Source organism: Microbacterium hominis (genome assembly GCF_013282805.1).
Classification (GTDB): Bacteria; Actinomycetota; Actinomycetes; order Actinomycetales; family Microbacteriaceae; genus Microbacterium; species Microbacterium hominis_B.
This window is the reverse complement of the sequence record NZ_CP054038.1, coordinates 1,716,378-1,729,419: the sequence shown is the minus strand read 5'-3', so window position 1 is coordinate 1,729,419 and position 13,042 is coordinate 1,716,378. Positions and strand designations below refer to the sequence as shown.

Sequence of the window (13,042 nt, the reverse complement as noted above, 5' to 3'; positions counted from 1 at the left end):
CAGCCTACGGGCGGCTCACGACGCCGCGCGCTCGCCCAGCCGCTGCCCGACGACGGCGGAGACGCCGTCCTGCCGCATCGACACGCCGTACAGGGCGTCGGCGATCTCCATCGTGCGCTTCTGATGCGTGATGACGATGAGCTGGCTCGAAGCGCGGAGCTGCTCGAACACTCCGAGAAGGCGGCCGAGATTGGCGTCGTCGAGGGCCGCCTCGACCTCGTCGAGGATGTAGAACGGGCTCGGGCGCGCCTTGAAGATCGCCGTGAGCAGGGCGACGGCGGCCAGTGACCGCTCCCCGCCCGACAGCAGCGAGAGCCGCTCGATCTTCTTTCCGACCGGGCGCACCGCCACCTCGATGCCGGTGGTCAGGGGCGAATCGGGGTCGGAGAGCGAGATGCTGCCGGTTCCGCCCGGGAACAGGATCGGGAACACCTCGCCGAACGCCGCCTTCGTGTCTTCGAACGCCGCGAGGAAGATGGTCTGCATGCGCTCATCGAGCTCCTCGATGATCGTGAGCAGGTCCTTGCGCGTCTGGGTGAGGTCGGCCAGCTGCTCCACGAGGAAGCTGTGGCGCTGCTCGAGCGCGGCGAACTCCTCGAGCGCGAGCGGGTTGACGCGGCCGAGCTGGGTGAGCTTGCGCTCTGCCTCGCGAAGGCGCCGGCGCTGCTCCTCGCGACGATACGGAATGGATGCCGCATCCGGAATCTCTTCGTCGTGTGAATCGCCGGCCGTGGCCTGCTCCTCGCCGCTTTCGACGGGAACAGGCTGGTCGGGGCCATATTCCGAGATCAGGATCTGCTCATCGAGGCCGAGCTCGGACGCCACCCGCTCCAGCAGCGAGTTCACGTGGAGCTTCTTCTCGTGGATCTGCAGCTCCAGGCTGTGGACGCTCTCGGTCAGGGCCGCCAGGCGCTCCCGCGCTCCGGACTCGCGCGCGCGCAGCTCCGCCAGTTCGGCGGTCACGGCCGTGCGCGCAGACTCCGCCGTGGCCAGCTCGACGCGGGCCTGGGTGACCGAGCGATCGGCCGAGTCGAGCACCGAGGGCAGCTGCGCCGACACAGACGCGGCGATCTCGCGCTGAGCGCGGCGGATCACCGCTCGGCGGGCCGCCTCAGCGGCCGCCTCCCGCTCGCGCTCCCGCTGCCGCTCGAGCTGACCGACGCGGCTCTCCTGGGCGCGGATGCGCTCGCGCAGCGTCTCGACGTCGAGGCGCCCGCGCATCTCGGCGTCCCGTGCGGATTCCAAGGCCTCCAGCAGCCCGTCGCGCGCCGAGGCGTCGAGGATCGGGCGGGGTCTGGCCAGAGCCGCGTCGAGCCTGTTCTGGGCAGCCGTGGCATCGACCTGCGCGTCGGCGACCGCGGCCTGCGCCTGTGCGAGTCCCGCCGCGAGGCGATCGCACTCCGCCACGGCGGCCTCGTGGCGGAGGGTTGCGCGGTTGACCTGCTCGGTGTGCGCGGCCAGCGCCGCATCGTGCGCGCGCAACGCCTGCAGCGTCGCCTTCGTGCGGTGCCGCGCGGCCTCCAGCGCGCGCGTCTGCTCGGACAGCGCCTCCCGCAGCGACTCGGCGACGATCGCGATCTCGTCACGGCGCTCGGATGCGGCATCCCGCTCCGCCGCCAGTTCGAGTCGGGAACGCGACGCTCCCGTGCCGGCGCGCAGCGAGTACTCGGTGTACACCTCCCCCGCTTTCGTCACGATGGTCAACGGTCCGCCCACCTCGGCATCGGCGAGGGCAGGTCCGGCCGAGCGGGCGGCGTCGAGGTCGTCCGCGACGGCGATGTAGGCGAGGATGCCCCGCACCCCCTCCGGGGCTGTCACCACGTCGACCGCAGCGGTGATCCCGGGGAGCCGGGGAAGGCGTGGGCGCATCGCGCCGGCATCGGCGATCACGATGTCGACGACGCCCAGGTCCCCGCCGCGCACGCGCTCGGCCAGGCGGAACGCGTCGTCGCGCCCATCGACGAGCACCCCCTCGGCGCGCGGGCCCAGCACCGCCGCGATCGCGGCCTCGAACCCCGGCGTGACCTGCACAGCATCTCCGACGAGGCCGCGAAGGCCCGAGTGACCTTCGGCGAGGAGCTCGCTCGCGGCGTTCTTGACTTCGAGGGCGCGGGAGAGCGCTGCGGTCTGCGCGGTCAGCGCCTCCCGCTCGCGCTCGGCGGCGTGGAGCCGCTCCCGCAGGCGCCCCACCTGCGCCTCCGCGTCGGTCGAGTCGCGCTGCGCGCGCTCGTACGCCGAAGCGTGCTCAGCGCTCGATCCCTCCGGAACCAGGTCGGGGTCGACGCCGGCCAAAGCGTCCTCCGCTTCCGCCCGGCGAGCCAGCGCGGCGTCCAGGGCACGCTGCTGCCGCTCGACGCCGGCGACGACGGCCGCCAACGCCGACGCGGCGGCCTCGGCGGATCCGCGCAGCGCCGTCAGACGCATGTCGTGCTCCGAGACCAGCGCGCTCTGGGCGGCGATGTCGGCGTCCAGCGCGTCGAGTTCGGCTCGCGCCCTCGTGACGGCACGGGCCGCCTCGGCCGCAGCATCCTGCGCGGTGCCCAGTCCCGAGGCGATCGCGTCGATCTCCTCGCGCGCTTCGTCGATCATCGACTGCGAGACGGTGGTGAGCTCCAGGCGCTCGCCGTCCTCATCCTCGGCCAGCAGCGAGAGCCGCTGGCCGGCGAGCGCATACAGGCTCCGCAGGCGCTCCTGCACGCGCTCGAGCTCGAAGGCCACGCGGCGGGCCTCGTCGACGGCCGCCGAGCGCTGCTGCCCCTCGAGCTCCTCGATGCGCGCGCGGGTCGCCTCGATCTGGTCCTGGAGCACGAGTCGCTCGGCATGCCGCTCGTGCTCGGTGCGTGCATGGTCCGACAGCTCGGTGCGCAGCCCGACCAGATCGTCGGCCAGCAGGCGCGCCTTCGCGTCACGAACGACAGCCGCGATCGTCGCCGCCTCGCGGGCCACCTCCGCCTGCCGCCCCAGGGGCTTCAGCTGGCGGCGCAGCTCGCCGGCGAGGTCGCTCAGCCGGGTGAGGTTCGCCTCCATGGCGTCGAGCTTGCGAAGCGTCTTCTCCTTGCGACGTCGATGCTTGAGGATCCCGGCGGCCTCCTCGATGAACCCGCGCCGATCCTCGGGCGTGGCCTGGAGCACGCTGTCCAGTCGACCCTGGCCGACGATCACGTGCATCTCGCGCCCGAGCCCGGAGTCGCTGAGCAGCTCCTGCACATCGAGCAGACGGCACGTCTCGCCGTTGATGGCGTACTCGCTCGAGCCGTTGCGGAACAGCGTGCGGCTGATCGTGACCTCGGCGTACTCGATGGGCAGCGCACCGTCGGCGTTGTCGATGGTCAGCTGCACCTCCGCGCGCCCCAGCGGGCCGCGCGTGGCGGTGCCGGCGAAGATGACGTCTTCCATCTTGCCGCCGCGCAGCGTCTTGGCGCCCTGCTCGCCCATCACCCACGCGAGCGCATCGACGACGTTGGACTTGCCTGAGCCGTTCGGCCCCACGATGCACGTCACCCCCGGTTCGAAGGCGAACGCGGTCGGCTGGGCGAACGACTTGAACCCCTTGAGCGTCACGCTCTTCAGGTGCATCGATGCGCCCTCCCGCCGGTCGATTACCGCTCAACGATACGCGAGGCGAGGCGCACCGCCCCGATGCCACCCCGGTGCTGCGCTCTCGCCACGCGCGGAAGCGGCGACACGCCCGAATCGTGACGAATCTGGGAATTCCCCTTGACAACAGGCGGTGCGCAGGACTAACGTCACTCACCGCGTCCGAAGTTTGAGGAAGGAGGTCCCCGATGATGCACATGATTCCCACTGGAGTCGCCGCCGCGAACGGCGTCGCGACCCGTGCCCGCGTCCTGGGGACCAACTCCTTCGGGCGCCTCGTCTACGGCGCGGCACACACCGTCGCCTGACCCCCGCAGGGGAGAACTCTGCCCGTTCCCGGGCATGATCCTCCCGCGCCGGCCCTTTCCCGGGCCGTGAGCGCGCACCTGCCGCCCCTTCCCGCTGTGCTGCGGCACGGCATCCCGCCGGGCGTGACCGCCCGGCAGCTCCGGACCCGCCGGGTCCGGCATCCCTCCGCCATCCCTGGAAAGGCCATCCGCCATGGATACCACCCTCCTCGCGCCGCAGCGCCCCTCGGGTCTGCCCGATACGCTGCGGCTCCCGAGCCGCACCGCGCGCACATCGTTCCTCGATCGCCTCGCTCTCCACCTCGGCCTCCGACTGCTGCTGTGGAGCACGCGCACCCCGCGGCTCACGTCGGATCGCGAGCAGCACGCTCGCGATTTCGCCGCCGATCACGATCGCGCACGCCGCGAGCAGCGCTTCCAGCGCGAAGCCCTGCTCGCACCGAGCCGGTGATCCGACCGGGGTCCGCCGCCACCGTCCACAACGTCCACACGGCGGCGGACCCCCTTCCCCCTCTCCCTCCCACCATCGAAAGAGCCTCTGACATGAGCACCCTCCTCGACCTCGAGTTCCGCCCGCTGACCCTGCCGGACTCGGTCGACTCGCCCGACGCCGCCGACCTCCTCGAGATGGTCCGCGTGCGCAACATCGTCTACCGCGAGATCGCCGGTCACGACGACCACGCGATGCCCGCCGACGAACTGCTGCCCCACCTGCGCTCCACCGAACATGAGAAGCGCCTGATGTGGCTCGTCATCGACGACGGCGAGGTCGTCGGGCGCCTCGGCGTCGACCTGCCCCTGGAGTCCGGCTCGAAGGTCGCGTTCTGGCTGATCGAGCTGCTCGCCGCCCACCAGGGCCGCGGGATCGGAACGGCGGCGTACGACCTCGTCGAGCGCACGGCCCGCGACAACGGGCGCACCGTGCTTCAGTCGTGGGCGGAGCATCCGGCCGCCGACGGCCCGCGCCTTGCGGCGCCCACCGGGTTCGGGACGATCCCCGAAGACCGCGCCGCGCGCTTCTACCAGCGCCACGGATACACCCTCGAGCAGATCGAACGCTGCAGCGCGTTCGACCTCACCGGCTCGTTCGACGAGGTGCGCCGCCTGCTCGCCCACGCCGAGTCGGCCGCCGACGGCTACCGGGTCGTCCAGTGGTTCGCCCCGACCCCGCCGGAGTACGCGGACGGATACGCCTGGATGAAGTCCCGCATGATCACCGATGCACCGGCGGCCGAGATGGAGTTCGATGAGGAGGTGTGGGATGCCGCGCGCGTCGCCGAACACGACGAGAAGTACACCGCGGCAGGGCGCCTGCTCCAGGTCACGGCGGCACAGCACATCGCGTCCGGCGAACTGTGCGCGTTCAACGAACTCGTCATCGGCAAGGATCGCGCCGCGGCGAGCCACCAGGAGGACACCCTGGTCCTCAAAGACCACCGCGGCCACCGGCTGGGGACCCTCGTCAAGTGCGCCGGTCTGCTGTCATGGCGCGACGTGGCCCCGGCCTCGCCGCGTGTCATCACCTATAACGCGGAGGAGAATCGCCCGATGCTCGACATCAACGAGGCGATCGGGTTCGCCCCGATCTCCTACAGCGGCGCATGGAAGAAGGTGCTCGATGTCTGAGACGCTCACCTCGACGTTGCGGGTGACACCCATCCCCGTGCCCGCCTCCCTCGACGCTCACGACGCGCGGCTGTTCGGCGAACTGGTCCGCATCGCGAACGATGTGTGCCTCGTGGATGCCGGGCACGACGGGCTGCGCAGCGAGCCGCTCGAGACGCTCGGCTTCTGGCAGCACCAGGAGGACTGGATCAGCCTCGGCTTCGCCGTCGAGCGCGACGACGTCGTGCTCGGCGCCGTGGCCCTCATCATCGCGACCGATCCCGATGCCACGACGATCGACTTCGACCTGTGGGTCGCGCCCGAGCATCGCGGCGAGGGCGCCGAGGAGCTGCTCCTGGCCGAGGTGGATCGCGAGGCGCGAGCGCGCGGGCGGTCCACCATCCAGCATTGGACGCTGCACCGCCCCGGCACGCCCGGCCCCTACCTGGTTCCGCCCACGGGCTTCGGCCGCGTGCCGGCGGACGACTACGCTGCTCGCGTCGCGGTGGCGCACGGGTTCCGTCTGGAGCAGGTCGAGCGCAACAGCATGTTCGACCTCACCGGCGATCTCACGCCGCTCGCGCACATGCGCGACGACGCGGCCGCGCACGCGGGAGCCGACTACCGGCTCGAGCTCTGGTCGCCGCCCACTCCTCCCGAGCTGATCGACGGGTTCGCCTACGCGATCTCGCGCATGTCGACCGACGCGCCGCAGGGCGGCACCGTCGTCGACGAGGAGCACTGGGACGCCGACCGGGTGCGCCGCCGCGAAGAGCGACTGGTCTCCCAGGGCCTCACGACCTCGGTGGCGGGCGTCGTCCACGTGCCCACGGGCGCGATCGTCGCGTACAACGAGCTGGTGATCGGCGAGGATCCGCGCGCGGTCACCCAGCAGTACGGCACCCTGGTGCTCCGAGAGCACCGCGGCCACCGGCTGGGGATGCTCGTGAAGTGCGCCAACCTGCTCCACTGGCGGGAGGTCGCACCGCTGTCACCGAGCGTGTCGACCTTCAACGCGGAGGAGAACCGCCCGATGCTCGACATCAACGAGGCGATGGGGTTCGTGCCCGTCTCGTACGCGGGCGCGTGGCGCAAGGAGATCGGCTGACCGATCGGGTCAGAGTCCGCGCGCCTTCTGACAATGCGCACAGAAGTGGCTCGACCGGTTCATGAAGGAGACCCGCACGATCGGCCGACCGCACCGGGCGCACGGCTCCCCCGTCCGCCCGTAGGCGTTGAGAGAGTGGGCGAAGTAGCCGGCCTGCCCGTTGACGTTGACGTACTGGGCGTCGAAGCTCGTGCCGCCCTCCGCGAGCGCCCTCTCGAGCACCGCGCGCACCTCGGCGAGCAATCGTGTGACCGCGCGGGCGGGCAGCGCCCGCGCGGGCGTCTCGGGATGGATGCGCGCAGACCACAGCGCCTCGTCGGCGTAGATGTTGCCGATGCCGCTGACGACCGACTGGTCGAGCAGAACGCGCTTGATCGCGGACCCGCTGCGCGCGAGGCGAGCGCGGAACGGGGCCTCCGGGAAGGCGGGATCGAGAGGATCGCGCGCGATGTGCGCCGCCTGGTGCGGCACGGTCGCGGCATCCATCCCGAATCCGCCCGCCGCCCCGTCGGGAGTGGGCACGAGGGCGTCGATCGCCAGCGAGCCGAAGGTTCGCTGATCGGCGAAGACGACGGCGAGGACGCCGTGCGCGGGATGCTCGACGTCGAGACGGATCCGCTCGTGCCGTTCGGCCGGCGCGCCCGCCTCGCGGAGCAGGATCTGCCCGCTCATGCCGAGGTGGCCCACGACGGCGTCGACGGGTGACGTCGCCGGCGGCATCGGAGACAGGGGAAGCCACAGGAACTTGCCGCGGCGGGCGGTGCCCGCGATCGTGCGACCGGTCAGAGCGCGCTCGAAATCGGCGCCGTCCAACGCGTGGCGCGTGAGCGCGCGCTCGTCGCGCACCTCCACGGCCAACACGCGCGCGTGCGAGACCGCGGGGGCGAGGCCGGCGCGGACGACCTCGACCTCGGGCAGCTCAGGCACGCCCGCTGAGCTCGCGCCACGCGGAGAGGGCCGCTGCCATCTCGGCCTGCTTCTTGCTGGAGCCGGTGCCCTGGGCCGACGACCCGGCGACGGTCACGGTCGCGGTGAACCGGCGGTCGTGATCGGGCCCCGTCGAGGTGACCTCGTAGACGGGCGGTGTCGCTCCGCGGTGCGCGGCCAGCTCCTGCAGGCTCGTCTTGGGGTCGACGGCGGCTCCGACGCGCTCCGGATCGGCCAGCAGCGGCTCGACCAGACGGAGCACGAGACCGGTGGCCGCGTCCGGTCCCGCCGACAGGTAGGTCGCCCCGAAGAGCGCCTCCATCGTGTCGGCGAGGATCGAGTCCTTGTCGCGCCCGCCGGTGAGATCCTCACCGCGCCCGAGCCGAAGGTGGGGGCCGAGCCCGATCGTGCGTGCGATCTCGGCCAGAGCGACCGTCGAGACGACGCCGGCACGGCGCTTGGCCAGCACGCCCTCGTCGAGGTCGGGATGCCGCGTGTACAGCAGCACGGTGACCGCCTGCCCGAGCACCGAATCGCCGAGGAACTCGAGGCGCTCGTTGTGCGGAACCTGGCCGTGCTCATACGCCCAGGATCGGTGGGTCAATGCCAGCGCGAGAAGCTCGGGGTCGATGTCGACCCCGAGCTTCTCGAGAAGGAGATCCTCCGCGGCGGAATCAGCCGACGAGTTCTCCGAAGTGGTGACGCGCGTCACAGTCCGGCCGTCGACCGGATCAGGCGTCGGCGACCTTGCGGCCCTTGTACTCGAGGAACAGCTCCGTGCCCTGCGAGTCGGTGACGACCTTCGCCTGGTGCGGACGGCTGTAGACGACCTTGCCGTTCTCGACGGTCTTGACGAGCGCGGGGGCCTCGGCCTTCCACTGTGCGCGACGCGAACGAGTGTTGGAGCGGGAGACCTTCCGCTTCGGGGGGTTACCTGCCATGGCTAGCTCTCTTCTGTGTTCTCGACGCCGAGGCGCGGCGCTTCGTCGTCGGGGTCTGGGGTGTAGTCCTGGAGCGCAGCCCATCGCGGATCGATGGGCGCACCTTGATGTGCACCGGTGCTCTCGGTCAATCGCTCACCCGTGGCCGGGTCGAGGCCGGGGCAATCCGGCTGACACACCGGCTGAAACGGAAGCGACAGGACGATCGCATCCCTGACGGGAGTTTCAAGATCCACGTGGTCGTCTTGAACCTCGAAGTCAGTTGCTTCCGATCCAGGATACGCGAAAAGCTCCTGAATCTCGACTTCGACAGGCTGGGCGATATCTGTCAGGCATCGCCCGCACACCCCGGTGTACCGGGTGCGCGCCGTCGCGGAGACGAGGATGCCCTCGTGCACCGACTCCAGTCGGGCGGTCATCTCGACCGGCTCCGATGCGGCGACGGAAACGAGACCCTCGCCCCATTTCTCCGGCGCCGGCGCCTCGAACGTGAACTCCCTCATCTCGCCGGGGCGGCGGGCGATGTCTCGCGCCTGGAGGACGAACGGACCGGTCACATGCTTTCTCACCACGGTCGTCCATGCTACCGGCGCGGCCGAGGCGGGGGCTGCGCGCCGTCAGATGTCGCGCGCGCCGGTGTCGAGGAACCGCGCGACCGGTGCCGGCACGAAGGGCGAGACGTCGCCCCCCAGCGCGGCGACCTGCCGCACGAGCGAGCTGGAGACGAGGGCGTGCGCCGGGTCGGGAAGAAGGAAGACCGTCTCGATCTGCGCGAGGTGGCGGTTCACGATCGCCATCGGCGTCTCGTAGGCGACGTCGACCTGGGAGCGGATGCCCTTGACCAGCACGCTGGCGCCCACATCGGTGGCGTAGTCGACGAGCAGACCCATGCTCCAGGACGCCACGACGACGTCGCCGGCCACGTCGCCCTCGGCGATGGACTGCTCGAGCAGGGACTGGCGCTGGGCGATGGGGAGCATCGCCTCCTTGCCCGGGTTGTGGACGACGAGAACGTGGAGCTGGTCGTACAGCGATGCCGCCCGGCGGATCACGTCGAGGTGGCCGAGCGTCGGCGGGTCGAACGAACCTGGGACGACGGCGATCCGGCTGCTCATGTCGATCAGCCTATCGGGCGCCCGTCTCAGTTCTTCGCGAGCGCCGCCCGCTCCTCCATCCCCACGCGGCGCTCGATGGCCGCCGCCAGCCCGGCATGGTCCGACAGCGTGGGATCGGCCTCGAGGACCCGCTCGGCGACCACGCGCGCCTGCGCGATGAGATCGGCGTCCGTGACCACGCGCAGCAGCCGCAGCGACGTGCGCGCACCGGATTGCGCATCGCCGAGCACATCGCCCTCGCCGCGCAGCTCGAGGTCGACCTCCGCGAGCGCGAAGCCGTCGATCGTCGCCGCGACCGCCTCCACGCGCTCGCGCGCCCCGGACCCGGGCACGGCCTCGGTGACGAGCAGGCACAGTCCGGGAAGACCGCCGCGGCCCACCCGTCCGCGCAGCTGATGCAGCTGGGACACGCCGAATCGATCGGCCTCCAGGATCGCCATCGTGGACGCGTTCGGCACGTCGACGCCCACTTCGACCACGGTCGTCGCCACCAGCACGTCGATGTCTCCGCGGGCGAAGGCCTGCATGACGGCATCCTTCTGCTCGGACGGCATCTTCCCGTGGAGGATCTCCACCCGGATGTCGGCGTAGGCGGGATGCCGGGAGAGCAGGTCCGCGGCCTGGACCACGCCCCAACGGGTGCGCGCCGGCTCGCCGGCGTCGTCGACGACGTCGTCGGCGGTGTCGTCCTTCGTGCGCGCCTCCGCGTCGATCGCGGGACACACCACGAACGCCTGGCGTCCTTTGGCCACCTCCTCGGCGATGCGGTCCCACACCCGTGCGAACCATGCGGGCTTCTCGGCGAGCGGGGCCACGAAGGTCTCGATTCCCGCGCGCCCTTCCGGGAGCGTGCGGATGGTCGAGACGTCGAGATCGCCGAACACCGTCATGGCGACCGTGCGCGGGATCGGGGTCGCGGTCAGCACCAGCACGTGCGGCGAGGTGCCCTTGGCGCGCAGCGACTCGCGTTGGTCGACGCCGAACCGGTGCTGCTCGTCGACCACCACCAGCCCCAGATCGGCGAACGTCGTCGATTCGCTCAGCAGCGCGTGCGTGCCCACGACGATGCGCGCCTGTCCCGACGCGGCCCTCAGTGCCGCCTTGCGCCGCTCGGCGATCGGCAGCTGTCCGGTCAGCAGCGTGGGCATGAGCTCGGGCGCGAGCCGGGGCCCGAGCATCCGCGCGATCGAGCGCACATGCTGGGCGGCGAGCACCTCCGTGGGTGCGATGAGCGCGGACTGGCCGCCGCTCTGTGCGACCTGGAGCATCGCGCGCAACGCCACGAGCGTCTTCCCCGAGCCGACCTCCCCCTGCACGAGACGGTTCATCGGCCAGGCTTCGACGAGGTCGCGCGCCACCTGCTCGCCGACATCGCGCTGATCGGGGGTCAGCGCGAACGGGAGCTGCTCGTCGAAGGCCTGCAGGAGCGGCCCGGGATCCCTGCGCGTCGCCGACATCGCGCGCACCGCGGCACGCTGCTGCAGCAGTGCGGTCTGCAGCACGAGCGCCTCGTGCATACGCAGCGTCTCGCGCGCCGGCTCGATCTGATCGGGGGTGTCGGGGCGGTGGATGCCCTCGATCGCCGCCCGGGCCGTGAGCAGACCCATCCGCGCGCGGAGGTCGTCCGGCAGCGGATCGGGGACCTCGGTGAGCCCATCGAGCACCTGCCCGACCATGCGCGCGATCTGCCAGCTCGCCACCGTCGAGGTCGCCGGGTAGATCGGGATCGGCAGCTTCGCGGTCGCCTCCGCGCTCAGGCGCGCCGCGGCCTCGTCGTCGAAGAGCTCGTAGTCGGGGTGGGAGAGCTGGAGTGTGCCGCGGTACTCGCCGACCTTGCCCGCGAACACGCCACGCCGGCCGGGCACGAGGTCCTTCTGGCGCCAGGCCTGGTTGAAGAAGGTCAGGCTCAGGCTCCCCTGGCCGTCGCTGATCACGACCTCCAAGAGCGAGCCGTTGCGGTTGCGCATGCGGCGATCCGTCACCCGGAGCACCTCGGCGACGATCGTGACCGCCTCCCCGACCGGCAGTGAGGCGATCGGGGTGAGCTCCCCCCGCAGCGCGTACCGCCGCGGATAGTGCGCCAGCAGATCTCCGACCGTCGACATGCCGAACGCGCGCTGAAGCGTCGACGATGGTTTCGCCCCGAGGGCTCCGTCGAGGGGCGATTCGAGGGCGAGCGCGGGCATGACCCGAGTCTAGGAGCCGGTCCGGACCTCCGGCGGGCGCGCCCGAGCACCGGTGGAGCAGATCCCCAGCCGCGACCGCTACCGTTGCGGGGTGATCCGCTCCACCATCGCCCGCGTCTACTGGGCCTGCAGCCGTTGGACCCTGTCCACCGAACCGGGCCCGACGCGTCCGACGGTGCTGATCGGTGCTCCGCACACCTCGAACTGGGACTTCGTGCTGATGCTCGCGATCGCGTGGCGCCTGGGCATCCCGGTGCGCTGGCTGGGGAAGGACTCGCTGTTCCGCGGGTGGCGGGGGCCTCTCATGCGCGCCCTCGGCGGCATCGCCGTCGACCGGCGCGACCCGCAGCACGTCGTCTCCGACGTCGTCGCGCGGATCCGCGCCGGCGAGGTGTTCGGACTGGTCGTCACCCCCGAGGGAACCCGTGGCAGCGGCGATCACTGGAAGTCGGGCTTCTACCGGATCGCGCGCGACACGGGGATGCCAGTGACGCTGGGATACGTCGACCGCACGACGATGACGACAGGCCTCGGCCCCACGATCGCGCTGACCGGCCAGGTGTCGGCAGATATGGACCGGATCCGCGCGTTCTACGCCGACAAGTCGGGCATGCGCCCGCATCTGCGCACCGAACCGCGCCTGCGCGACGAGTCCGCCGCGCCCACCTCGGTATCGTGAGCGTGTGACGAGGATCATCGCCGGAGCGGCCGGGTCGATCGGACTCGACGTCCCCGACGCCGGGACCCGGCCCACGAGCGACCGGGTGCGCGAATCGCTGTTCGGCGCCCTCGAGGCCGTCGACGCCGTACGCGGTCGAGCAGTGCTCGACCTGTACGCCGGCTCGGGCGCTCTCGCCCTGGAGGCGGTGAGTCGCGGCGCGGCGTCGGCCGATCTCGTGGAGAAGTCGCCGCGTGCGGCATCCATCGCGGAACGCAACGCGCACAGGGTCGCCCGCGCGACCGGCACGGCGGCGCGCGTCAAGGTGCACCGGCAGAGCGCGGACGCGTTCCTGCGCACCGCCCGGGGGCCGTTCGACCTGGTCTTCCTCGACCCGCCTTACGACCTGGGTGAGACGGAGCTCGCCGCGACCCTCGCGCTGCTCGCGCCGCTGCTGGCGGTCGACGCCGACGTGATCATCGAGCGCGCGTCGCGATCCCCGGAGCCGAGCGTGCCGCAGAGCGTGGAGCTCACGCGGCACAAGAAGTACGGCGACACGGCGCTGTGGTGGGCGACGACGGCTTGAACCGCCCACCT

12 protein-coding genes are annotated in these 13,042 nt (G+C 71.4%); 5 read left to right on the top strand and 7 right to left on the bottom strand.

Annotated features, from left to right (window positions below):
• Window positions 1–15 precede the first annotated feature (15 nt).
• A complete protein-coding gene (gene smc, locus HQM25_RS07690; RefSeq protein ID WP_172989701.1) occupies window positions 16–3,576 on the bottom strand; it encodes a chromosome segregation protein SMC in 3,561 nt (1,186 codons plus the stop codon).
• Window positions 3,577–4,098: 522 nt separating this feature from the next.
• Between smc and HQM25_RS07685 the strand changes: the two genes are divergently transcribed.
• From HQM25_RS07685 to HQM25_RS07675, 3 genes are all read left to right on the top strand, one after another.
• Window positions 4,099–4,356, top strand: a complete 258-nt coding sequence (locus HQM25_RS07685) for a hypothetical protein (protein ID WP_172989700.1) — start codon at window positions 4,099–4,101, stop codon at window positions 4,354–4,356.
• A 92-nt stretch (window positions 4,357–4,448) separates the two neighbouring features.
• Entirely contained in the window at window positions 4,449–5,531 is a 1,083-nt protein-coding gene (locus tag HQM25_RS07680) for a GNAT family N-acetyltransferase (RefSeq protein WP_172989699.1), read from the top strand.
• Window positions 5,524–6,618 carry a GNAT family N-acetyltransferase gene (locus HQM25_RS07675; protein ID WP_172989698.1) on the top strand — a complete coding sequence of 365 codons (1,095 nt, stop codon included), beginning with the start codon at window positions 5,524–5,526 and terminating at the stop codon, window positions 6,616–6,618. Before HQM25_RS07680 ends, HQM25_RS07675 begins: the two co-directional genes overlap by 8 nt.
• Window positions 6,619–6,627: 9 nt before the next feature.
• Here the strand turns inward: HQM25_RS07675 and mutM are convergent, their stop codons facing one another.
• The 6 genes from mutM to HQM25_RS07645 are packed head-to-tail and all read right to left on the bottom strand — an operon-like array spanning window position 6,628 to window position 11,787.
• Window positions 6,628–7,545, bottom strand: a complete 918-nt coding sequence (mutM, locus tag HQM25_RS07670; RefSeq protein WP_172989697.1) for a bifunctional DNA-formamidopyrimidine glycosylase/DNA-(apurinic or apyrimidinic site) lyase — start codon at window positions 7,543–7,545, stop codon at window positions 6,628–6,630.
• Window positions 7,538–8,257 carry a ribonuclease III gene (gene rnc / locus HQM25_RS07665; protein ID WP_172989696.1) on the bottom strand — a complete coding sequence of 240 codons (720 nt, stop codon included), beginning with the start codon at window positions 8,255–8,257 and terminating at the stop codon, window positions 7,538–7,540. Before rnc ends, mutM begins: the two co-directional genes overlap by 8 nt.
• 19 nt (window positions 8,258–8,276) lie before the next feature.
• Entirely contained in the window at window positions 8,277–8,486 is a 210-nt protein-coding gene (gene rpmF, locus HQM25_RS07660) for a 50S ribosomal protein L32 (RefSeq protein ID WP_172989695.1), read from the bottom strand.
• 2 nt (window positions 8,487–8,488) lie between these two features.
• Window positions 8,489–9,043, bottom strand: a complete 555-nt coding sequence (locus HQM25_RS07655; RefSeq protein ID WP_254359652.1) for a YceD family protein — start codon at window positions 9,041–9,043, stop codon at window positions 8,489–8,491.
• A 60-nt stretch (window positions 9,044–9,103) separates the two neighbouring features.
• On the bottom strand, window positions 9,104–9,601 hold the full coding sequence (gene coaD / locus HQM25_RS07650; protein WP_172989694.1) for a pantetheine-phosphate adenylyltransferase: 498 nt from the start codon (window positions 9,599–9,601) through the stop codon (window positions 9,104–9,106).
• Between the two features lie 26 nt (window positions 9,602–9,627).
• Complete coding sequence (locus tag HQM25_RS07645) at window positions 9,628–11,787, bottom strand: ATP-dependent DNA helicase RecG (RefSeq protein WP_172989693.1); 2,160 nt, start codon at window positions 11,785–11,787, stop codon at window positions 9,628–9,630.
• 91 nt (window positions 11,788–11,878) lie between these two features.
• On the opposite strand from HQM25_RS07645, the gene HQM25_RS07640 reads away from it, so the two are divergent.
• Together HQM25_RS07640 and rsmD are read left to right on the top strand one after the other, a co-directional pair.
• Window positions 11,879–12,466: a 1-acyl-sn-glycerol-3-phosphate acyltransferase gene (locus HQM25_RS07640; RefSeq protein ID WP_172989692.1), complete on the top strand. Its 588-nt coding sequence runs from the start codon at window positions 11,879–11,881 to the stop codon at window positions 12,464–12,466.
• 4 nt (window positions 12,467–12,470) lie between these two features.
• Window positions 12,471–13,031 (top strand): 16S rRNA (guanine(966)-N(2))-methyltransferase RsmD, encoded by a 561-nt coding sequence (gene rsmD / locus HQM25_RS07635; protein ID WP_172989691.1) that lies wholly within the window; start codon window positions 12,471–12,473, stop codon window positions 13,029–13,031.
• Window positions 13,032–13,042 lie beyond the last annotated feature (11 nt).

Bases quoted from the DNA above. Each gene is read 5' to 3' on its own strand.
- smc (WP_172989701.1), bottom strand. From the start codon at position 3,576: ATGCACCTGAAGAGCGTGACGCTCAAGGGGTTCAAGTCGTTCGCCCAG.
- HQM25_RS07685 (WP_172989700.1), top strand. From the start codon at position 4,099: ATGGATACCACCCTCCTCGCGCCGCAGCGCCCCTCGGGTCTGCCCGAT.
- HQM25_RS07680 (WP_172989699.1), top strand. From the start codon at position 4,449: ATGAGCACCCTCCTCGACCTCGAGTTCCGCCCGCTGACCCTGCCGGAC.
- HQM25_RS07675 (WP_172989698.1), top strand. From the start codon at position 5,524: ATGTCTGAGACGCTCACCTCGACGTTGCGGGTGACACCCATCCCCGTG.
- rpmF (WP_172989695.1), bottom strand. From the start codon at position 8,486: ATGGCAGGTAACCCCCCGAAGCGGAAGGTCTCCCGCTCCAACACTCGT.
- coaD (WP_172989694.1), bottom strand. From the start codon at position 9,601: ATGAGCAGCCGGATCGCCGTCGTCCCAGGTTCGTTCGACCCGCCGACG.
- HQM25_RS07645 (WP_172989693.1), bottom strand. From the start codon at position 11,787: ATGCCCGCGCTCGCCCTCGAATCGCCCCTCGACGGAGCCCTCGGGGCG.